The organism is Sorangium sp. So ce281 (assembly GCF_051527395.1).
Classification (GTDB): domain Bacteria; phylum Myxococcota_A; class Polyangia; order Polyangiales; family Polyangiaceae; genus Sorangium; species Sorangium cellulosum_B.
Map to the genome: position 1 here is coordinate 11,533,586 of NZ_CP150322.1, position 22,084 is coordinate 11,555,669.

The following is a 22,084-nucleotide window of genomic DNA, read 5'->3' on the forward strand; positions in this document are numbered from 1 at the left end:
CGGCGGCGAGCCGCCGGGGCGCCCGGGCGCCCCGCGGATCCGGGCAACTCGCGAGGTCGCGGCACGTCGGCTGCAACGCCGTGACGTCGTAAGCGCTGCAATCGCTGCAATCGCTGCAACACCGCAGCATCGAAGCGCTGGAACACCGATTCACACGATGTTTCACCCAATGAGGAGGTTATCATGCTCAGTTGGAGTGTCGCGTTCTTCGTCGTGGCGATCATCGCCGCGATCCTCGGCTTCGGCGGCCTCGCGGCGAGCGCCGCCTCGGTGGCGAAGTTGCTCTTCGTCATCTTCCTCGTCCTGGCGGTCGTCTCCCTCGCGCTCGGCCGACGCGCCCCGACCTGACGCCATGCGGGTCGCACGTGCTCGGAGGCCACGATCGGGGCGACGTGCCTCGCCTGGCCGAGCGGTATCCATGCTTCCGCATGGCACGTCTGTCGCAATACCCGCAAATCGACCCATCTATCGCGCCATGAGGCCCATCCCGGGCGGCGTCGATAAGGCGTCCGTGTCGCGCCGGGCGCTCGCCCGGACGCGAGGTCGCGCGTCGATCGCAGACCAGAGGAGAACATCATGTTGACCGTCCGAACATTCCTGCCTATCGCCATCGTCATGAGCGCCGTCGTGGGCTGCGAGTCCCCCACGGCGGACGCGCAAACCAAGGCCGAGCGCGCGCAGCGCGAGGCGCAGCAGAAGGCGGCGGAGGTCGCCACCGAGCTCGACAAGAAGGTCGCCGAGATCGACCAGAAGGCCGAGCGGGCCACCGACGACGCGCTCCGCGAGGCCGCGGAGAAGCTCAACAACGCCGCCGTCGAGGCCCAGGAGAAGACCGCAGAGGCCGAGGCGGAGCTGGCGAAGGCGCGCGCGGACGTGCGCGCGTCCACGTCGCGCAGGATCGAGGACCTCGAGAAGGATGCCGTCGAGCTCCGCGAAAAGGCCGAGAAGAAGCTGCCCAAGGACGAGGTCGGCAGGCTGATGAAGGACGTGGAGGACAAGTCGGAGGCGGTCCGCAGGAGCCTGCGCGACCTCGACGCGGCGACCGGCGAGACCCTCGACCGGGTGAAACAAGGCGTCTACCAGCGCGTGGAGGAGCTGGATCGCGCGATCCAGGCGGCGAAGCGGCGCGTTTGATGCAAGCTCGCTCGCCCGGGCCCAGCAAAGCTCGACACGAGGAGGACATGATGGCGAATCAGAAGGCCACTCAGCAGACCCCGTCGGCGGACATCGAGGGAGAGGGCAACCGCACGGCCGATCGGCGTTACCGAGAAGGGGTGGAGAAGTCGGTGAAGGCCGGCAAGATCAAGGAGCACGCCGAGGAGGCCGCCCGCGCGCTCGACGGACCCGAGGGCGACGAGCTGCGCGAAGCCGAGGAAGCGGCGCGGCGAGGTCAACCCAGCTGAGCCGGGTGAGCAGCGATGATCCGCGAGCTCCGATGCAAAGCCTGTGGCCGCCGGTTCGTCTTCGTGTCGACGGCGGCCACGCCCTGCCGGGCCTGCGGCTCGGCCCTCGACGAGGTGGAGCTCGAGCGCGGCGTTCACGAGCTCGCCACGAGCGACGCGCGGAGCCTCGACGCGACCGCTCCGTCGAGCCCGGCGGACCCCATGGTCCCCGAGGATCTCGGCTACGGCGAGTCCCATGGATACGGACCCGCGCACGGCGGCCCGACGGGCCCCGGCGACGCGCCCGCGACCGGCTCCTGATCCACCGAGCGCGCCCCGCGCCTCGCGCGCAGGGCGCCCCTCCCTCCGGTCTTTCTCGGGCAAGGTTGACCAATCACCCCGCCGGAGGGAGGGCGCCGGCCGTCAGGCCGCCTTCGCCGTGCGGAGCGGGGCGTGGCTCGAGGCGTTGGCGCGGCGGGAGTGGGCGATGAGCGCCTCGAAGAGCTCCAGCATCTGCCGGCCGAGGCGCTCGTTCGTGTCCTCGGTCAGCTCCGCCTCGATCCTCGGCAAGAGGTCCCGCTCCTCCTGCTCGGCGTGGTGCGTGACGAGCTCCCTCAGGGTGGCGAGCCTGGCCTTGAAGCCCGGGTCCTCCGGCGCCGTGCCGACGACGCGGCGGATCTCGAACCGCGTGACCGTATGCTCCTCGCAGGCTCCATCGATGAGGTCCGGCTCGACGGCGAGCAGCTCCGGGAAGAGGACCACCTGCTCGGCGAGCATGTGAGCGAGGAGGTGCTTGGTCAGCTCGTCCGTCGCTCCCCGGACATCGCCTGTGGTCGAGAGGGCCAGATCGAACAGCCTCTCGGCTTCGCGGTGTTGCCTCTTCAAGAGCTGTGTCACCTTCATGCATTCTCCTCTCAACGACCGGACGTCAGGTTAGCCCCCCTCCCGCCCCCTCCGCCGCATGAGGCGCACTCAAGCAATCACCGTGCCGATTAGGTTTATTCCGGATAGGAAGAGACGCTGGGCGCCGGACAGGGAATATGGATGTGCAATTTCGCCTCTCGACATGGCTCCCGGAGCCCGGGCGAACTCGGCTGTTGCCGGTAGGCGTCGTCTTCTGATCGAGAGAGGCGCGCGGCGTCCGCGGGGGACCGCGGCGGTGCCCCGGCAGCGCCCCTCGCCCGCGTGGCCCGCCCGAGGCGCGCGATACGCGCCGCGAAGAGGCGCGCGCTACGGCCCACGCCGATCCGGCGGGTGGGTGAGCCCCCTACCGGCCGCGGCGCCTCGGGCGCAGCGGCGCTCGCTGGCCCCCGTCGGCGGCGGACCGCTCGGTCGCTGCGCGCGGCCTGTGCCATCCAGGTTGGGGCAAGAACGCGCACCTGTGGCGAAACGTCACGTTCGAAGGACGTCGGCGAGGAGCGGACTGGGCTTGATGACGCGGACTCTCCGTGGCACGTTCCCTGCAGCTGCAGGCAGCGGTCGACCTTTAGAAGAGCTGCCGGGGGAAGGACACGCGATGAGCGGCAGGATACTCGTCGTCGACGACGACGAAGCGACGTGTGATCTGGTCGAGGCCCTCCTCAAGAGGCAGGAGTTCTCCGTCGCGGCGCGCACATCGGCCAAGAGCGCGCTCGAGCTGGTGAGCGAGGACGATTTCGACGTCGTGTTGACCGACGTCGGCATGAGCGAGATGAGCGGCCTGGAGCTCTGCGAGCGCATCCTCGGCGCGCGCCCCGACATGCTCGTCATCGTCATGACGGCGCTCGGGAGCATGGAGACCGCCATCTCCTCCATGCGCGCCGGGGCGTTCGACTTCGTCACGAAGCCGCTCGACGCGAACCTCCTCGGCCTGACGGTCTCGCGCGCCGTCCAGCACCGGCGCCTCCGCTCGGAGGTGAAGCGCCTGCGCGAGGCGGCCCACGACGTCCAGCAGACCAAGGGCCTCGTCGGGCGCAGCCCCGCGATGAAGCGCGTCTACGATCTGATCGGGCGCGTCGCGCGGAGCGACGCCTCGGTCCTCGTGCACGGCGAGACGGGCACCGGCAAGGAGCTCATCGCGCGGGCGATCCACGAGGCCAGCGGCCGGTCCGGCCCCTTCGTGGCGGTCAACTGCGCCGCGGTGCCCCAGGCGCTCCTCGAGAGCGAGCTCTTCGGCCACGCGCGCGGCGCCTTCACCGACGCCAAGACCCAGCGCACCGGTCTGTTCCTGGAGGCCAGCGGCGGCACCATCTTCCTCGACGAGATCGGCGAGATGCCGCTCGAGGTCCAGCCGAAGCTGCTCCGCGCGCTGCAGGAGCGCAAGGTGCGGCCGGTGGGCTCGAACGCCGAGATCCCCTTCGACGCCCGCATCGTGACGGCGACGAACCGCGACCTCGAGACCGAGGTGTACGAGAAGCGGTTCCGCGAGGACCTCTACTACCGGGTCAACGTCGTGAAGATCGACCTGCCGCCCCTGCGCGAGCGCGGCACCGACGTGCTCCACCTCGCGATGCACTTCCTCGAGAAGTTCTCGTCCCGCAGCAGCAAGGGCGTGCTCTCGCTCTCGACCGCGGCCGCGGAGAAGCTCACGGCGTACAACTGGCCGGGCAACGTGCGCGAGCTCGAGAACAGCATCGAGCGCGCGGTGGCGCTCGCTCGCTTCGAGCAGATCACGGTCGAGGACCTGCCGGAGAAGGTCCAGGCCTACCGGCCCGACCGCTTCGTCGTCGCCGTCGACGAGCCGGCGGAGATCATGACGATGGACGAGCTCGAGAAGCGCTACATCAAGCGCGTGCTCGCGCTCGTCGGCGGCAACAAGTCGCGCGCCGCCCAGATGCTCGGGTTCGACCGGCGGACGCTCTACCGCAAGCTGGAGCGCTACGGAGAGCAGGACGGCTCCTCGGGCGGGGACGAGGGCCCGGACAAGGCGGCCTCTTCGCCGGGCTCGGCGAGCTCGTCGTTGAGCTGAGGCGGGGCGCGGAGCGAGGCGTAACGAATGAGCGAAAAGGCGCTGTCCGACTCGATTTACAGGCTGTTCGCGCGCGCGGGGCACGACGTGCGCGGGCCCGCCGGGGTGGTGGCCACGGCGCTCAACGAGCTGGAGAGCGTGCTCGGGGGCGAGGCCACCGCCCAGAACGCGGCGTATTTCACCATGGCGCGGCGGGGCGTGCGCCGCCTGTTGCGCCTCGCCGACCGCTACACCGCCGCGTCCGAGCTGTCGCGGCAGCTCGACGCCCCGGCGCAGCCGCTCGACCTCGAGGCGCTCGTCCAGAAGGCCGTCGCGGAGGCGTCGTTCGTCTACGGGCGGCGCGACGTCACGGTCGCGCTCGACCTCGCCCCTGTGCGCGGCTTCGCGCACGCCGCGTCGATGACCGCGGCGCTCTCGGACGCGCTCATGCTCGCCCTGAACGTCGCCCGCGCGCGGGTCGTCGTGGCGCTCGCGGCCCACGGCGATCGCGCGCGGGTGGTGCTGACGTGCGACTCGAGCGCGGCCTCGGTGGAGAAGCTCTTCGAGGCGGCGCTCGCGCCGGACGCGGATCCGCTCGCCGACGGCGGGCTGCCCGTCCGGGTGATCGACGGCGTGCTCAAGGCGCACGGCGGCGAGGCGCGGGCCGACCGCGTCGGCGCGGAGACGCAGATCACCCTGGAGTGGCCGCTGAACGCCGACCGCAAGGCGGGGGCCTGATGAGCGCGGAGCTGCCGCAGGTGCTGGTGCTCGACGACGACGACGACACGGCGGCGCTGCTCGGCATGGCGCTCCGCCGCCGCGGCTTCCGCGTGCTCGTGGCGCGCTCGTGCGAGGAAGGGCGCTCGATGCTCGCCGGGAGCGCGGTCGACGCCCTGGTGACGGACGTGTCGCTGCCCGACGGCAGCGGCGTCGAGCTGGTCGCGTCGCTCGCGGACAGGCCACGGGCGGTGATCGTGGTGAGCGGGTTCGGCGGGGACGACGATCGCGAGAAGAGCCGGACGGCCGGCGCTCACGCGCACATGGTCAAGCCCATCGACGTGGCCCGGCTCGTGGCCACGCTCAACGGGCTGCTCGGGCGGCCCACGAGCTGAGCGGGCCGCCGGTGATCCCGCGCCGCGCGGTGGTCGTCAAATTTGAACATGAAGGCGGGAAGGCGAGAAGAAAACCTCAATGATCTTCCCGCCTTCCCGCCTTCATGTCGACTCTCTCCGGGCAAAGTCGACCACTGCCTGGCGGCCGCGGGCTCGCCTCACTTGTCGCCTCACTTGTCGACTGACGCGTAGAACGAGACGCCCCGCCGGTTCTCGTCGAGGCGGAGCGGGTGCTGCAGCGCCGGCAGCGCGCGCTGGGCGCAGTCGAGGCGCTCGCAGGTCCGGCACGTGACACCGACGGGCACGGCCGCGCCGATGTTGTCCAGGTCGATCCCGTCGGCATAGACGAGCTCGCGGGCATAGCGGACGTCGCAGCCCATGCCGATCGACTGCACCGTGTGGGGGACGTGGTAGCCGCCGCGGTCGCTGCGCACGGTGCGCGCGATGCAGAAGTAGACGGCGCCGTCGGGCATCTGCGAGAGCTGGATCCGGATCATGCCGGGCGTCATCAGGGCGGCGTGGACGTTCCAGCGCGGACACGCGCCGCTGAACCGCGCGAACCGTATGCCGGAGCCGCTGAAGCGCTTCGAGATGTTGCCCGCGATGTCGATGCGGACCATGTGCATCGGCACCCCCTCGGCGCCCGGGCGGCGGAGCGTCGTCAGCCGGTGGCACACCTGCTCGAAGCTCGTGCCGAACCGGTGCGCGAGCAGCTCGATGTCGTAGCGCTCGGCGCGCGCCGCCTCCAGGAACGGCTGGTACGGCATGAGGATCGCGGCGGCGAAGTAGTTGGCCAGCGCGACGCGGGCGAGCGCGCGGGACTCCGGGGTCGTGAGGTTCTCGTCGCGCAGGATGCGGTCGATGGCCGTCGATTGCGTCAAGAGGCCGAGCTGGTGCGCGAGCTGGAACCTGCGGCTCCGGGGCGGCAGCACCTCGGAGATGCTCAGCACGCGCCTGTCGGGGTCGTACCGCCGCATCGCCTGGCGCTCGTCCGCGACCCGGACGATGCGCACCTCGATGCCGCGCGTCGCGTGGAGGTACCGGACGAGGCCCCGGTAGACGTCGTCCGCGTCGAGCTCCGCCTCGCGCCAGAGCGCCTCGGCGCCTTCCTCGAGCTCCGCGAAATGGTTCATCCGGCGCTGGATGAGATCGCTGACCTCCTCGGACGGTAGCCGCGAGTTGTCGACCCCGACGAACCCGTCCCCCGCCAGCCGCTCTCCCAGCGTATCCAGCGATTCGCGCGTCGTCGCGTAGCTCCGGTAGAGCGTGAGCACCGCGCGCGCGACGTTCGGGGACGCCGCGACGAGCTCGCGCAGATCCGCGTTCGTCAGCCCGTGGCTCTCGAAGATGGGATCGCCGAACACCTCGTGGAGATCGGCCGTGAGCCGGACGTCCTCTTCCGACGCGAAGTTCTGGAGGTCGAGCTGGAATACCTGGGCGAGCCGGATGAGCAGCGGCGCAGTCAGCGGACGCCGGTTGTTCTCTATCAAGTTCAGATAGCTCGCCGAGACACCGAGGCGCTCCGCCAGATCGACCTGCGTCATCTGCTCGCGACGCCGGAGCGCGCGGACCTTGGCTCCGAGAAGAGGTGCATCGGCCATGGGGACCCTCCCGACGTAACTGGGACAACCTGGATGAGATGTAGGCACAGCTCGCCCTGGTGGAAATTTACAATAGTTTACACGTTGACACGCTGTAAAGCCCTTTCGTCTACATCGTTATCCGCCTGCATTTCAGAGCGAAGTTGACGCTGAAACCTCGTCGACAAACATAGGTTGCTTGTAACGACGCGCAGCGTTGCAGGAGATGTGGATGAGCCAGAATCATGAGACCGCAAGCGTCCGCTTGCTCGCTCCTCGGGTCGGTGGCGACGAGTCCGTCCTCACGCCAGAGGCCCTCCGTTTCCTTTCCGGTCTTGGGCGCAAGTTCGCTGACCGGGTACCTGCCCTGCTCGCCCGGCGGCGCGCCGTGCAAGAGCGGCTGGACGCGGGCGAGCGGTTCGATTTTCTCCCCGAGACGCGGGATGTGCGCGACGGCGACTGGACGGTGGCGCCGCTGCCCGAGGACCTGCTCGACCGGCGCGTCGAGATCACGGGTCCGGTCGATCCCAAGATGATCATCAACGCCCTGAACTCGGGCGCGAGCGTGTTCATGGCCGATTTCGAGGACGCCACGTCGCCCACGTGGAAGAACCTCATCGAGGGGCAAGCGGCGCTGCGGCTCGCGGCGCGGCGCGAGCTCCGTTACGACGACCCGGCGACCGGCAAGCGTTACGCCCTCGGAGACAGGCTGGCGACCCTGCTCGTGCGCCCGCGCGGCTGGCACCTCCCCGAGAAGCACGTCGAGCTCGACGGCAAGCCGCTGCCGGGCGGGCTCTTCGATTTCGGACTCTATTTCTTCCACAACGCGCGTGAGCTCGTCCGCCGCGGTACCGGGCCTTACTTCTATCTGCCGAAGATGGAGAGTCACCTGGAGGCGCGCCTCTGGAACGACGTCTTCGTGTTCGCGCAGGAGGCGCTCGGCCTCCCCATCGGCACGATCAAGGCGACGGTCCTCATCGAGACGCTGCCCGCGGCGTTCGAGATGGACGAGATCCTCCACGAGCTCCGGCAGCACTCGGCCGGCCTCAACTGCGGTCGCTGGGACTACATCTTCAGCTTCATCAAGAAGCTCCGGAACGACCCCGCCTGCGTGATGCCGGACCGCTCGCAGGTGACGATGGAGCAGCATTTCCTGCGCTCGTACACGCAGCTGCTCGTGAAGACGTGCCACCGCCGCGGCGTCCACGCGATGGGCGGCATGGCGGCGCAGATCCCGATCAAGAGCGACCCGGAGGCGAACCGCGCGGCGCTCGACAAGGTGCGCGCCGACAAGCTGCGCGAGGTGAAGGACGGACACGACGGCACCTGGGTCGCGCACCCGGGGCTCGTGCCGCTCGCGCGCGAGGTGTTCGACGCGCACATGCCGGCTGCGAACCAGATCGAGCGGAAGCGCGAGGACGTCCGCGTCTCGGCGGCCGACCTGCTGCGCGTCCCGGAGGGCGCGCGCACCGAGGCCGGCCTGCGCCACAACATCCGGGTCGGCGTCCAGTACCTCGAGGCGTGGATCAGCGGCCTCGGCTGCGTCCCGCTCTACAACCTGATGGAGGACGCGGCCACCGCGGAGATCTCCCGCACCCAGGTCTGGCAATGGATCCGCCACGGGGCGACGCTCGACGACGGGCAGCCGCTCACCGTCGAGCGCTTCCGCGCGGCGGTGGACGGCGAGATGGCCGCGCTCCGCGGCGCGCTCGGCCCGGCGCGCTTCGACGGCGGCCGCTTCGCCGAGGCGCGCGCGCTCTTCGAGCGGCTGTCGGTCGGGGAGACCTTCGAGGAGTTCCTCACGCTGCCTGCGTACGAGCTCTTGATCTCCAGCGCCGGAGAGCGGCGCTCGTGACGCCCGGCGCGCCTCGTTTGACGTCGACACAGCGGCCGCTGCCGCCCCCAACCCCAACACACTAGGAGCCCAGTCATGTCCGCTGCTTTCCCGCTGAACACGCCGATCTCCGCCGACTCCCTGCACGCGCCGCCGAGCGACACCGTCCCGGGCCGGTGGAGCGGCGTCGTCCGCCCGTACTCCGAGGCGGACGTCGCGCGCCTCCGCGGCACCGTCCGTATCGACTACACGCTCGCGACCCTCGGCGCCAAGCGGCTCTGGAACCTGATGCACGCCGAGCCCTACGTGGCGGCGCTCGGCGCCCTCACCGGCAACCAGGCGATGCAGCAGGTCCGGGCCGGGCTCAAGGCCATCTACCTGAGCGGGTGGCAGGTGGCGGCCGACAACAACGAGGCCGGGACCATGTACCCCGACCAGAGCCTGTACCCGGCGAACAGCGTCCCGACGCTCGTGCGCCGCATCAACCAGGCGCTCCTCCGCGCCGACCAGATCGAGAGCGCCGAGGGCAAGGCGGGGCGCTACTGGCTCGCGCCCATCATGGCCGACGCGGAGGCGGGCTTCGGCGGGCCGCTCAACGCGTTCGAGCTGATGAAGGCCATGATCGAGGCGGGCGCCTCGGGCGTACACTTCGAGGACCAGCTCGCCTCCGAGAAGAAGTGCGGGCACATGGGCGGCAAGGTCCTCGTCCCGACCAGCCAGTTCATCCGCACCCTGATCGCGGCCCGCCTCGCCAGCGACGTCATGGGCGTACCGACCGTCCTCGTGGCCCGCACGGACGCCGACAGCGCCAAGCTGATCACGTCCGACGTCGACCCGCGCGACAGGCCGTTCGTCACCGGGGAGCGCACGCCCGAGGGCTTCTTCGTGCTGAAGGGCGGCCTCGAGGCGGCCATCGCGCGCGGGCTCGCGTACGCGCCCTACGCGGACCTCGTCTGGTGCGAGACCTCGACGCCGGACCTCGATCAGGCGAAGCGCTTCGCGGAGGGGATCCACAAGCAGTTCCCGGGCAAGCTGCTCGCCTACAACTGCTCGCCCTCGTTCAACTGGAAGAAGCACCTCGACGACGCGACGATCGCCCGGTTCCAGCGCGAGCTCGGCGCGATGGGGTACAAGTTCCAGTTCGTGACCCTCGCCGGGTTCCACTCGCTGAATCACAGCATGTTCGAGCTCGCCCGCCAGTACCAGCGCCGGGGGATGGCGGCGTACTCCGAGCTCCAGCAGGCCGAGTTCGCCGGCGAGCAGTTCGGCTACAGCGCGACCCGCCACCAGCGTGAGGTCGGGACGGGCTACTTCGACGAGGTCGCCCAGGTGATCTCGGGCGGCGCTGCGTCCACGCTGGCCCTCCACGAGTCCACCGAGGCCGCCCAGTTCTGAGCGCCCGCGCGGGCGTGCGCCGTCCGTCGCGCACGCCCGCGCCTGTCCGCCGCGGCGCCCCCCCCCGCAGGGGGCTCACCTTTGCCCCGAGAGAGTTCCCATGAAGGCCGGGCGCCGTCTCCGCGGTGGCCCGGCGGGTGCCGTTTGAGTAGGCTCGGCGCGGGCGGCGCCGCCCGAGCCGAGGTGAAAAGAGCTGTGACAACGCAGAGCCCCAGAGCGAGCGACGCTGACAGCAGCGTCGCCGCGTCCAACTTCATCCGCAACATCATCGCCGAAGACCTCGCCGCCGGCAGGCACACGCGGGTCGTGACCCGGTTCCCGCCCGAGCCGAACGGCTACCTGCACATCGGACATGCGAAGTCGATCCTGCTGAATTTCGGGCTGGCGGCGGACTTCGGGGGCGCATGCCACATGCGCTTCGACGACACGAACCCGGCCGCCGAGGACATGGAGTACGTGGAGTCGATCCTGCGGGACGTGCGCTGGCTCGGCGGCGACTGGGGCGACAAGCTCTTCTTCGCGTCGGACTACTTCGAGCGGCTCTACGCCTTCGCGGTGGAGCTCATCCAGAAGGGCAGCGCCTACGTGTGCAGCCTGAGCGAGGCAGAGACCCGCGAGCTCCGCGGCACCGTGACGGAGCCCGGTCGGGAGAGCCCCTACAGGAACAGGTCCGTCGCGGAGAGCCTGGATCTCTTCGCCCGGATGAGAGCAGGGGAGTTCCCGGAGGGCGCGCACGTGCTCAGGGCCAAGATCGACATGGCCGCTCCCAACATGAAGATGCGCGATCCGCCGATCTACCGCATCAAGCGCGCGCGCCACTACCGGACGGGCGACGCGTGGTGCGTCTACCCGCTCTACGACTTCGCTCACAGCCTCTCCGACGCGATCGAGGGGATCACCCACTCGATCTGCACGCTGGAGTTCGAGAACAACCGGGAGCTGTACGACTGGATCATCGAGCACCTCGACGTCCCGTCCCGCCCTCGCCAGTACGAGTTCGCTCGGCTCAACCTGAGCTACACGGTGATGAGCAAGCGAAAGCTGCTCGCGCTCGTGAAGGGCGGGCTCGTGACGGGCTGGGACGACCCGCGCATGCCCACCATCGCCGGCCTCCGGCGCCGCGGGGTGACGCCCGAGGCCATCCGGTCGTTCTGCGAGGAGATCGGCGTCGCCAAGACGAACAGCATGGTGGACATCGCCAAGTTCGAGTCGTGCGTCCGCGACGACCTGAACCTCCGCGCCCCGCGCGTCATGGCGGTGCTGCGCCCCCTCCGGGTCGTCCTCGAGAACTACACCGAGGGGCAGGTCGAGGAGATCGACGCGCCCTACTGGCCCGAGGACGTGCCGAGGGAAGGCTCCCGCAAGGTCCCCCTGTCCCGGGTGCTCTACATCGAGCGCGACGACTTCCTCGAGGACCCCCCCAAGAAGTGGTTCCGGCTCGCGCCCGGGCAGCAGGTGCGGCTCCGCTACGCCGGGTTCATCACCTGTCGCGACGTGGTGAGAGACGAGGCTACAGGAGAGGTCGTCGAGCTCCGCTGCACGTACGATCGCCCCACGAAGAGCGGTGAGGCGCCTGACGGCCGCAGGCCGAAGGGAACGTTGCACTGGGTCTCGGCCGCCCACGCGCTCACCGCCGAGGTCCGGCTCTACGACCGGCTCTTCGCGGCCGAGCGGCCCGACGCGGTCGAGGAGGGCAAGGATTTCCTGGAGAACTTGAATCCTGGTTCGCTGGTTGTCCTGCGCGGGTGTCAGGTGGAACCGAGCCTGTCCACGGTCGAGAAGGGGAGCCATGTCCAGTTCGAGCGCCAGGGGTTCTTCTTCGTGGACCCCGTCGACTCCGCGCCCGGCGCGCCCGTCTTCAACCGCACGGTGGCGCTCAAGGACTCGTGGTCGAGGCTCTCGGCCGAGAAGCCCGCTCGGGCCCCCGGGCCCGCGCCCGAGAGCCCGGCCGCGAAGGCGCCGCCGCCGGAGCCTCGGCGCGAGCGCGCGCCCTTCGAGGAGCGCCTCGCGCGGCTCGACCCGGCGCGGGCCGAGAAGGCCAGACACCTCATCGATACACGTGGGATACCGGGCGATGACGCGGTGGTCCTGGCCGACGACGACGGCCTCCTCCGGCTCTTCGAGGAGACGGTTGCCGTGCACGACAACCCCCGGGGCGCCGCCAACTGGATCATCCACTCGCTCGCCCGCGAGCTGAAGGACAGGAAGACAGGCGACCTCCCCGTCTCGGGGGCGCAGCTCGGCGAGCTCCTGGCGCTGATCGATGACGGGACGATTTCCGGGAAGATCGCGAAGGATGTTCTCGCTGAGATAATGCAGCAGGGCGGTAGCCCCAGGGCGATCGTCGCGCAGAGAGGGCTCCGGCAGGTCGCCGACGAAGGCGCCCTGGAGCGCATCGTCGACCAGATCATCGCCGGCCATCCAGGCGAGGTTTCCCGCTACCGCGCGGGGAATTCGAAGCTGATCGGGTTCTTCGTCGGTCAGGTCATGAAGGCCTCCGGCGGTAAGGCGAACCCCGACCTGGTCAATGCGCTGCTGGCCAGGAAGCTGGCGTAAATCTCCCACCCACGCGCTGTTTCGCTTCCCCCCCGACGCGGGGTGCGCCCGAGTGCTGCGCTCTGCGTTATCCCACTCCCGGCACCTGACTAGGTGTTGCGTGTCGTGGCGGTGTGCAGAAACATGTCCAGCAAAATGTCCATAAATCAATTGAGCTTGATAGCTGGAGTGGTGTAGATCTGATTGGTACTATGGAATCTGCACGCCAGTTCGCTCTCCTCGCTTGCGTGGCGGTGTCGTTCTCGCAGGCGGCTTGCGTCGCGTCTGCCGAGCTCGAAGGGGACGATGAGGCGGTGGAGGAGGTCCAGCAGGCGGCCATCACGGTCAACGCGCTGACGGTCAACGCGCTGACGGTCAACGCGCTGACGGTCAACGCGCTGACGGTCAACGCGTTGACGGTCAACGCGCTGACGGTCAATTCGTTGATGGGTAGTTCGCTGACGAGAGACGCGCTCCGTACTCCCGAGTCGAGGGAGCTCCTCCGCTTCATCGTGGGCTGCGCGCTCCCCGAGGAGGCCCGCCTCAACGTCAAGATCGATGGGGTGTCCTACAGCTTCGTCGGGGATCTCGGCCTCGCGCCCGAGTGGGGCTCGAAGCGTGGCTCGTGTGATGAAGACTGCCAGGAGTGGGTCTCCGCGTGCCTGCTCGCGCGCGTGAACTACCGGGGCGAACACGTCATGATCTCGCTCCGCGGACAGCACGAAGCGCTCTCGTCCACGAAGCGGGAGCTGGCGAGGTACGACGAGGCGGAGGCGACCTACTTCGGCAACGTCTTCCAGAAGCCGCAGCGCCTCTTCGCCTGCCTCGCGCCGGGCAAGAGGCAGATCCCGCGCGTCTGCGGGCCCTCGATTGACCGCTGCCCGATCGATGTCGTGGGCAAGTGTGAGGACGTGTGCGATGGCCCGAGGTCGGACGGCAGCTTCCTGAACTGCCGCGATCGTGAGCCGCTCGACGTTCCGTGCGGCCGCGGCCCCCGCGTCTTTCCGCGCGGCGCCGACCGCTACAAGGCTTCGGTGTCCGTCTTCCTCGAGTAGCATCGGGCGGCGTGGATTCCGGCGCCGTCCTCGCGAACCGCTTCGTCGTCGGGCAGCAGGTTGCGGCCGGGGGGATGGGGACGGTCTATCGCGCGCACGACCGCCTCGACGACCGCCCGGTCGCCCTCAAGGTCCTGCACAGCCGCGAGGCCTTCGACGTCGAGCGGTTCGAGCGCGAGTCGCAGATCCTCGCCGAGCTGAGCCATCCGGGGATCGTGCGGTACGTGACGCACGGGCGGACCGGCGCCGAGGACCACTACCTCGCCATGGAGTGGCTGGAGGGCGAGGACCTGGCGGCGTGCCTCGCGCGCCGGCAGCTCGCGCTCGCCGAGAGCCTGGCGGTGCTGCGCAGGACCGCGGACGCGCTCGCCTTCGCGCACTCGCGCGGGATCATCCACCGCGACGTCAAGCCGAGCAACATCTTCCTCGTCGCCGGCGACGTCGGCCAGCTCAGGCTCGTCGACTTCGGGATCGCGCGCCCGGACGGGGAGTCTCGGCGGCTCACCTACACGGGCGGGATCCTCGGGACCCCGGGGTACATCGCGCCCGAGCAGATCGAGGGCGGGGGCGCCCTCGACGCGCGGGCGGACGTGTTCTCGCTCGCGTGCGTCTTTTACGAGTGCATCGCCGGCCGCCCGGCCTTCGAGGGGGCGCACGTCATGGCGGCGCTCGCCAAGCTCCTGTTCCAGACGACGCCCCGGCTGCGCGAGGTCCGCGCGGACGTCCCGGAGCCGCTGGAGCGCCTCATGGACCGGATGATGGCGAAGAACCCCGAGGACCGGCCGCGCGACTGCGGCGACGTCGGGGTCGAGCTCGCGCAGATCGCGGAGGTGCTCGACGGCTGGGCGACGCCGCGGCCCGCCACGCTGGCCTCCCCGCGCGACGCGACCATGCGCTCGGCGCGGCCCGACGGCTTCCTCACGCGCAGCGAGCAGCGGCTCGTGTCCCTCGTGCTCGCCGGCGAGCCGGACGACGTGCAGATGAGCGTCGCGGCGGCCGGCGGCGTGCCCAGCGCCTCGGACGTCTCGAGCGTGCTGCAGGAGCTCTCGAGCGAGGGCCCGGGCTCCGCGGTGCCGCGCTCGGAGGTGCGGGCCGCGGTGGAGCCCTACGGCGCCCACATCACGGAGATCTCGCGAGGCTCGCTCATCGCGATCCTCGCCGGCGCCGGGAGCGCCGTGGACCGGGCCGAGCGGGCGGCGCGGTGCGCGCTCGCGCTGCGCGCGCGGTTCCCCGGCATCCCGCTCGCCGTCGCCACGGGGCGCGGGGTGTCGTCGGCGAAGCTCATCGAGGGCGACGTCATCGACCGGGGGGTGCGCGCCCTGCGGGCCGCGCACGCCGGGGCGGTCCGGCTCGACGACGTGACGGCCAGCGTGGTCGGCGGCCGGCTCAAGGTGGAGAGCGACGAGAACGGGCCGTTCCTCGCGACCGAGACGGCGGCCGACGAGAGCGTCCCCGTGCTCCTCGGCAAGCCGAGCGTCTGGGTCGGCCGCATCCGCGAGCTGTCCATGCTGGAGGGCGTGTTCTCCGGGTGCGTGAGCGAGTCGCTGGCGAGCGCGGTGCTCGTGATCGGCGCGGCGGGGTCCGGGAAGTCGCGGCTCCGCCTGGAGTTCCTCACCCGGGTGCGGCGCCAGTTCGGGTCGGTCGAGATCCTCTCCGGGCGGGCCGAGTCGATGGCCGCGGGGTCCCCGTTCGGCCTCATCGCCGACGCGATCCAGAAGGCGGCGGGGATGCGCGAGGGCGAGCCGGTGGAGGCCCGGCGGCGCAAGCTGACGCGCCGGCTCGGGCGCCACCTGAGCGGCGAGGCGCTGAGCCGGATCGCGGCCTTCCTGGGCGAGCTCTCGCGGACGCCGTTCCCCGACGGCGAGACGAGCGGGCTGCGCGCGGCCCGCGACAACGCGATGCTCATGGCCGACGCGACGCGCGCGGCGTGGGAGGACTGGCTCGCCGCCGAGTGCGCGGCGCAGCCGGTGCTGCTCGTGCTCGAGGACCTGCACTTCGGCGATCCGGCGACCGTGCGCCTCATCGATCAGACGCTCCGGAACCTCCGGGACCTGCCGCTCATGCTGCTCGCGCTGGCCCGGCCCGAGGTGAGCAAGCAGTTCCCCGGGCTGTGGACCGACCGGGAGGTGCAGACGATCAAGCTCGGGCCGCTGCCCGCCAAGGCGAGCGAGCGCATGGTGCGGAGCGCGCTCGGCGAGGACACGCCCGCGGAGACGGTGGCCCGGGTCGTGGAGCGGGCCGACGGCAACCCGTTCTACCTGGAGGAGCTCATCCGCGCGGTCGCGACGGGCAAGGGGGACGTGCTGCCCGACTCGGTGCTGGGCACGGTCGAGGCGCGGCTCGACGCCGAGGGGCACGAGGCGAAGCGCGTGCTGCGGGCCGCGAGCATCTTCGGCGACCGCTTCTCGAAGCTCGCGGTGGCCGCGCTGCTCGGCGGCGCGACGCGCGTGAAGGAGACCGAGACGTGGCTCGACGCGCTCGCGGCGCGGGAGCTCATCGCCCCGGTCTCGACGCCGGGGTGGCTCATCCCGACGGACTACGTGTTCCGCCACGCGATCGTGCGCGAGGCCGCGTACGCGATGCTCACGGAGCCGGACCGCGCCCTCGGCCACAAGCTGGCCGGCGAGTGGCTCGAGCGCAGCGGGCACACCGACGCGATGGCGCTCGCGGAGCACTTCCGGCGCGGCGGCGAGCCGGGGCGCGCGGTGCGGTGGTACCGGAGGGCCGCGGAGCAGGCGCTCGAGGCGAACGATCTGGCGAGCGCCCTCGCGCGCGCCGAGATGGGCGTCCAGTGCGGGGCGGCCGACGAGGAGCTAGGGCGGCTGCGGCTCGTGGAGGCCGAGATCGCCCTGTGGCAACAGGAGACGGCGCTCGCCGTGCAGCGCGGCACCGAGGCGGCGAGCCTCGTGCGGACCGGGAGCTCGCCGTGGTTCCGCGCCATCGGGCAGGTGATCATCGCGGAGGGGAAGCTCGGCCATTTCGATCGCGTCGAGGCCTGGGCGACGCGGGCGGCCGAGGCGGCCGGCGCGATCAGCGCGCGGATCATGTGCCTGTGCGAGGCCGCGATGTACCTGATCTTCGGCGGTCGCTACACGGCGGCCGACGCGCTGATCCAGATGCTCGAGGCGGCCGCGAGCGAGCCCGCCGGGCTCGAGCCGCAGGCGGCGGGGCAGTACCAGCAGGCGCGCGCGGTCCGGGCGCACACGCGGGGCGACATCGGGGCCGCGCTGAGCGGGTTCACGGCGGCGAGCGCGGCGTTCGAGCAGGCCGGCGACCGCCGGAACGCCTGCACGACGCGCTCGAACCTGGGCTTCCTGTACGGCGAGCTCGGCGACTTCGAGGTGGCCGAGTCGGAGCTCCGGACGGCGCTGGCCGGGGCGCAGCGCATGGGCCTCGACGACCTGGAGACGGCCGCGCTCCAGAACCTCGGCTACGTCATCGCCCACCTGGGGCAGCTCGAGGAGGCGAAGCTCCTCGAGCAGCGCGCCGCCGCGGCGTTCCAGCAGCAGGGCGACCGGCGCATGGAGGGCGTGACGCTGACGTACATGGCGAAGATCATGCTCCTGTCGGGCGATCCCGCGGCCGCCGAGCGCGAGGCGCGCGCCGCGGTCGAGGCGCTGGTCGTGGCGCCTCCGCTCCGCGCCGCCGCCGTGGCGGTGCTCTCGCGCGCGCTGCTCGCGCAGGGCCGCCCGGAAGAGGCGCTGCCGGCCGCGCGCGAGGCGTTCGTGCAGCTCGAGGAGGCGGGCTCGCTCGAGGAGGGCGAGTCGCTCGTGCGGCTCGCCTACGCCGAGGCGCTCGCGGCGGCGGGCGCCGCGCGCGAGGCGGCGGAGGCGCTCGCCGTCGCGCGCCAGCACCTGCTCGACCGCGCGGCGAAGATCAGCGACGCGTCCTTCCGGGAGCGGTTCTTGACGTGCGTGCCCGACAACGCGAAGACCCTCGCGCTCGCCGCCGCCGGGTGACATTTTACGGGGCGGCGGCGCGGCCCGCCTACGCCGGCTGCGTCGGCTGATCCAGGGCGGCCTCCGCCGCCTCGCGCTCGGCGATGGCGGCGGCGTGGCGGCGCAGCCGGTCGCCCATCACGTTCGGGATGCGCGCTGAGGCCGCGATCGCGGCCGAGAGCGCGGCGCGCGCGGCCGCGAGCCGGCCGCGGCGCAGCGCGGTCACCGCGCGGATCTCGAGGACCTCGATGTGCTCCTGGCCCACGGAGCTCTGGGCCGAGCGGTCCACGAGCGCGTCCCACGCGGCGTCGTCCGCGGCGCCCCTGTCCTGCGTCGCCAGATCGATCATGGCGCAGAGCACCTCCTCCGAGGGGACCATCAGCGCGTCGGCCTGGCCCTCGTCGCGGGCGCGCTCCTGCATCCCGCGCATCTGCTCGAACAGCGCGCGCGCCTCGGCCTGCTCGCCGCAAAAGAAGAGGAACCGGGTCTTGAGGAGCAGGGCGACAGGCCGGCACATCCCGCAGAAACGGTGCCGCTCGATCTCGAGCGCGCGATCGATGTGCGGCCCCGCCGCCGCGAGGTCGTCCATGAGGTAGAGGTACTCGCCGAGGTTGTACTCGCCGACCCGCTCCAGCGCGCCCTGGCCGAGGTCGCGCGCGAGCGCGAGCACCCGCTCGAGGTCGGCGATCATCCGGGCCTTGTCGCCGCGGCACGCCCAGAGGAGCGCGCGGTTGTTCGTCACGACGCAGAGGTGCAGCGTGTCGTGGTGCGCCTCGCAGAGCGCGATCGCCCGGCCGAGCGCGTCCTCGGCGTCGTCGAGCCGGCCGAGCCCCTGGAGGACGAAGCCGAGCATGAGCAGCGAGATGACGAGCGTCTCGTACCCTTCGTCGCCGAGCGAGGCGGCCGACGCCGCCGCGCGCTCGAGCGCGGCGGCCGCCTCTTCCTCCTGGCTGAAGCGGTGGAGCGTGCGCCCGGCGCCGAGCGCGAGGCGCGCGGCGAGCGCCGGCGACAGCATGATCTCCTCGGCGAGCACGCCCGCCTCCTCGACGCGCTCCTCGGAGCTCTTGAACTCGTCCATCCAGTCGAGCGCCGTGGCCTCGTCGAGCAGGATGTCGATCTGCGCCGGGACGTCGCCGCGCGCCCGCGCGATGGCCCGCGCGCTGGCGAAATCGGCGAGCGCGTCGTGGTAGCGGCCCAGGCGGTAGCGCATGAGGCCGCGGCCCCGGTGCGCGGCCGCGCGGTCGGGGCGCACCCCGCCCGGCGCGCGGCGGCTGGGCGGGCCTCCGCCCGGCGCCGTCGGCTCGATCGGCTGCTCCAGGGCGCGGCTGTAGAGCGTCTCCGCGTCGAGGTAGGCGTGCCGGGCGCGCGCGCGCTCCGCGAGGGTGAGGTAGGCGATCTCCGCGATCTCGCCGAGGCCCGCCTGGGCGGCGTGGTACGCGAACGGGATGAGGCGCTCGTTCTTGAGGTGCGGCGCGTCGCGCTCGCCGGCCTCGTCGCTCGCGGCGTCGCGGTGCACCTTGAAGGCCGCGAGGTGGACGCGCCGGCGGAGCGGCTCGGGCGCGGCGCGGGCCACCGCCTCGCGGACCAGCGCGTGGCGGAAGCCGATCCGGCCTCGCCGGTCCTGGACGAGGAGGCCCGCGGCGATCAGGCGCTTCACGGCGACCGCGGCGTCGAGCGGCAGGTCGTCGGCCTCGCCGTGCTCGTCGAGCCGGTGGAGCACGCCGGCCACCTCGGCGACCGCGACGTCGGGGCCGAGCAGCGCGATGAGCCGCGCGTGCGCCTGCAGCGCGGGCGGGAGCGCGTCGATCTCGCCGAGGGCCAGCCAGTCGAGGAGCGGCATGTCGGGGAGCCGATCCAGCTCGTCGGTGGCGAGGTACCACGCGTCGCCCCGCGGGTGCCGGCGCACGACGCCCCCGCGCTTGAGGCCGCGCACGAGCTCGATGAGCAGGAGCGGGACGCCCTGCGCGCGCTCGACGAGGTGCGCGACCGCGGGCTCGGGCACGTCCTCCGCGGGCAGGAGCAGCCGCCGGCACAGGGCGATCGCGCTCTCGCGATCGAGCGCCTCGAGGCGGTAGGTCTCGTGGCGCGCGGCGCGCTCGCCGAAGGAGGGCCGCGCGCTCTCGAAGCTCGGCCGCCCGAACGCGCAGATGAAGAGCGGCGCCTGCGCCTCGGCGAGCGCCGCGTACTCGAGCGCGGCGAGCGCAGCGTCGTCGGCCACGTGCGCGTCGTCGAGCACCACGAAGAGCGGCGTCCGGCGCGAGCGCCGGCGGAGGGCCTCGCCGGCGGCCACGGAGAGCGCGGCGCGGAGCGCGCCGGGCGCCGCGGAGAGCGCGCGGAGCTCCGGGTAGCGCTCCTCGGCGAGCGGGTCGTCGCTGATCCAGCCGAGCGCGAGCGCCACGGCGGCCCCGAGCCGCGCCTGCTGCGCGCCCGCGAGGCGGCGCCGGAGGAGCGCGCTGCCGCCGTCCGCCGGAGGGGACGAGGGCAGCGCGAGCGCCCGCTGCAGGATCTCCCGGACGACGCGATCGGCCCCGCCCGCGACCGGCTCGCCGGTCCGGAGCTCGATCACCTCGGCGCGCCCCTCGAGCGCGCGCAGCCGCTGCGCGAGCGCGCCGGCGAGGCGGCTCTTGCCGTGGCCGGCCACGCCGATGACGCTGGCGATGGTGGGCGTCGCGGTCGCCACGGCGTCGCGCGCGCCCGCGACCAGCGCGTCGAGCACGTCGTTCCGGCCGAACAGCGGCTGGGAGCTCGAGTCGAACGCGGTGTCGGCGTCGGGCAGGGCGGCGGCCAGCATGGGCCGGGCGGAGGCCGGTCCTGGCGGGGGGAGGCCGTCGCCCGGGGTCTGGGAGGCGTCGTCGCCGAGCGCCGCCGCGGCCGCCGGCGACAGGGTGAGGCCCGGAGGGCCGCCCGCCGCGAGCCGATCCTCCCGGTGGAAGAGCGGGCTCAGGAACCGCCGCGTGCCGTCGGGCCGCGGCTGGACGGACACGGTCGCGAGGTCGAGCAGCCCGCGGGAGAGGACGCGCTGCTGCTCGAGCTCGCGGCCGGCGTGCGCCGCGCGGCGCAGCGGGCTCGCACCGTCCGCGTGATCGAAGACGGCGACGAAGCGGCCGCCCGCGGCGTGGGCGAGCTCGCCGCCCAGCGCGCTGAGCCTCCGCTGGAGGGCCACGACGTCGAGCTTGGCCTCGAAGAAGAGGAGCGCGACGGCGCGTCGCTCGACGCTGCGGGCGCTCGGCGGCGGCGGATCGGTGGTGGGGCGCCGGAGGTGCCCCGGGCGGCGCTCGTGGCCGCGCTCGAAGCTCTCCAGGGCGGCGCCGAGCGCCGCGGCGCTCGCGAAGCGCTGGCCTCTGTCCTTCGCGAGGCATCGGAGCACGATCTCCTCGAGCGAGCGCGAGATCGGCGCGATCGACGAGGGCCGCGGGGGGCGGCGGCTGAGGTGGTCCTGCCGCACCAGGGCGGGGGGTCCCCAGAAGGGCGGCTTGCCGGTGAGCAGCTCGAACAGCACGGCGCCGAGGGCGTACACGTCCGCGCGCGCGTCGACGTCGCCGCGGCCGTCGCACTGCTCGGGGGCCATGTACTCGGCGGTGCCGGGCGCGTCGCTCTCGGCGGTGAGGCCGGGCGACGGCTCGCGGCGCCCCGCGGCGAGGCCGAGATCGATGATGGTGGCGCGGTGCCCGCCGTCCCCGGCGCGCGCGGCGAGCGGCGCGCCGTAGACGAAGATGTTCTCCGGCTTGACGTCGCGGTGCACGTAGCCGCGCGCGTGGATCGCCTCGAGGGCCCGGAGCGCGGCGCGCGCGAGGGCGCACGCCTCGCGCGCCGGCATCGGCCCGGCGACCCCGCGCGCCACGAGGCGGTCGGCGAGCGTGGGGCCGTCGAGGTACTCCATGACGAAGTACGGCGCGCCCGAGGCGAGCTGACCGCACCCGTAGACGGCGGGCACGTGGGGCGGGCCGACGTCGTAGAGGGCCCGCATCTCCTTGACGAGGCGCGCGCTCGCGTCCGGCTGGCCGGCGCGCGCGACCTTGATCGCCACGGTCGGGCCGCCCTCCTCGGGCTCGGCCGAGAACACGGCCCCGAACCCGCCTGCGCCGGCGAGCCGGACGCCCCGGTAGCCTTCGATGCTGGGCAGCGCGGTCGCGCTCAGCCAGCTGCCGCTGGGCTCGTCCGCGCCGCCGGGCGCGCCGGGCTCCGGGCTGGCCTGCCGCACCACGGGGCCGTGCTCCGGGCACCCCGGATCCGCGTGCGCGACGCGCCGGCCGCACTCCTTGCACCGCGCGGTGGGCGCCCCGGAGCGAGCCGCGCTTCCGCCTCGACGAGCATCGGGCAACATGGG

Annotated in this window: 15 protein-coding genes; 12 read left to right on the forward strand and 3 right to left on the reverse strand. The window is 72.2% G+C overall.

The features are described 5' to 3' along the window. The first annotated feature begins 183 nt into the window (after positions 1-183). From WMF27_RS44210 to WMF27_RS44225, 4 genes are all read left to right on the forward strand, one after another. On the forward strand, positions 184-348 hold the full coding sequence (locus WMF27_RS44210) for a DUF1328 domain-containing protein (protein WP_012241326.1): 165 nt from the start codon (positions 184-186) through the stop codon (positions 346-348). 228 nt (positions 349-576) lie between these two features. After that, the gene (locus WMF27_RS44215; RefSeq protein WP_437762858.1) at positions 577-1,134 is read left to right on the forward strand and encodes a hypothetical protein; all 558 of its coding nucleotides are present in this window, start codon (positions 577-579) and stop codon (positions 1,132-1,134) included. A 47-nt stretch (positions 1,135-1,181) separates the two neighbouring features. Then, on the forward strand, positions 1,182-1,403 hold the full coding sequence (locus WMF27_RS44220) for a hypothetical protein (RefSeq protein WP_437762857.1): 222 nt from the start codon (positions 1,182-1,184) through the stop codon (positions 1,401-1,403). Positions 1,404-1,418: 15 nt separating this feature from the next. Further along, positions 1,419-1,703, forward strand: a complete 285-nt coding sequence (locus WMF27_RS44225; protein WP_437762856.1) for a hypothetical protein — start codon at positions 1,419-1,421, stop codon at positions 1,701-1,703. Positions 1,704-1,805: 102 nt separating this feature from the next. Here the strand turns inward: WMF27_RS44225 and WMF27_RS44230 are convergent, their stop codons facing one another. After that, positions 1,806-2,285 (reverse strand): hemerythrin domain-containing protein, encoded by a 480-nt coding sequence (locus WMF27_RS44230; protein ID WP_437762855.1) that lies wholly within the window; start codon positions 2,283-2,285, stop codon positions 1,806-1,808. 613 nt (positions 2,286-2,898) lie between these two features. Between WMF27_RS44230 and WMF27_RS44235 the strand changes: the two genes are divergently transcribed. Genes WMF27_RS44235 through WMF27_RS44245 form a run of 3 tightly spaced genes read left to right on the forward strand, consistent with a single transcriptional unit; the run spans position 2,899 to position 5,420 of the window. Then, on the forward strand, positions 2,899-4,329 hold the full coding sequence (locus WMF27_RS44235) for a sigma-54-dependent transcriptional regulator (RefSeq protein ID WP_437762854.1): 1,431 nt from the start codon (positions 2,899-2,901) through the stop codon (positions 4,327-4,329). Between the two features lie 27 nt (positions 4,330-4,356). After that, positions 4,357-5,046 carry a histidine kinase gene (locus tag WMF27_RS44240; RefSeq protein WP_437762853.1) on the forward strand — a complete coding sequence of 230 codons (690 nt, stop codon included), beginning with the start codon at positions 4,357-4,359 and terminating at the stop codon, positions 5,044-5,046. Next, positions 5,046-5,420 (forward strand): response regulator, encoded by a 375-nt coding sequence (locus WMF27_RS44245; RefSeq protein WP_437762852.1) that lies wholly within the window; start codon positions 5,046-5,048, stop codon positions 5,418-5,420. The genes WMF27_RS44240 and WMF27_RS44245 overlap by 1 nt, the downstream gene beginning before the upstream one ends. A gap of 170 nt (positions 5,421-5,590) precedes the next feature. Here the strand turns inward: WMF27_RS44245 and WMF27_RS44250 are convergent, their stop codons facing one another. Further along, complete coding sequence (locus WMF27_RS44250) at positions 5,591-7,021, reverse strand: helix-turn-helix domain-containing protein (protein ID WP_437762851.1); 1,431 nt, start codon at positions 7,019-7,021, stop codon at positions 5,591-5,593. Positions 7,022-7,232: 211 nt separating this feature from the next. Here WMF27_RS44250 and aceB point away from each other — a divergent pair, with 211 nt between their 5' ends. From aceB to WMF27_RS44275, 5 genes are all read left to right on the forward strand, one after another. Beyond that, the gene (aceB, locus tag WMF27_RS44255; RefSeq protein ID WP_437762850.1) at positions 7,233-8,855 is read left to right on the forward strand and encodes a malate synthase A; all 1,623 of its coding nucleotides are present in this window, start codon (positions 7,233-7,235) and stop codon (positions 8,853-8,855) included. A gap of 75 nt (positions 8,856-8,930) precedes the next feature. After that, a complete protein-coding gene (gene aceA, locus WMF27_RS44260; protein ID WP_437296516.1) occupies positions 8,931-10,229 on the forward strand; it encodes an isocitrate lyase in 1,299 nt (432 codons plus the stop codon). Positions 10,230-10,424: 195 nt separating this feature from the next. Continuing rightward, a complete protein-coding gene (locus WMF27_RS44265; protein ID WP_437762849.1) occupies positions 10,425-12,785 on the forward strand; it encodes a glutamine--tRNA ligase/YqeY domain fusion protein in 2,361 nt (786 codons plus the stop codon). 191 nt (positions 12,786-12,976) lie between these two features. Next, complete coding sequence (locus tag WMF27_RS44270) at positions 12,977-13,819, forward strand: hypothetical protein (protein ID WP_437762848.1); 843 nt, start codon at positions 12,977-12,979, stop codon at positions 13,817-13,819. An 11-nt stretch (positions 13,820-13,830) separates the two neighbouring features. Further along, positions 13,831-17,778: a serine/threonine-protein kinase gene (locus WMF27_RS44275; protein WP_437762847.1), complete on the forward strand. Its 3,948-nt coding sequence runs from the start codon at positions 13,831-13,833 to the stop codon at positions 17,776-17,778. Between the two features lie 28 nt (positions 17,779-17,806). Here the strand turns inward: WMF27_RS44275 and WMF27_RS44280 are convergent, their stop codons facing one another. Next, positions 17,807-22,081 carry a serine/threonine-protein kinase gene (locus WMF27_RS44280; protein WP_437762846.1) on the reverse strand — a complete coding sequence of 1,425 codons (4,275 nt, stop codon included), beginning with the start codon at positions 22,079-22,081 and terminating at the stop codon, positions 17,807-17,809. Positions 22,082-22,084 lie beyond the last annotated feature (3 nt).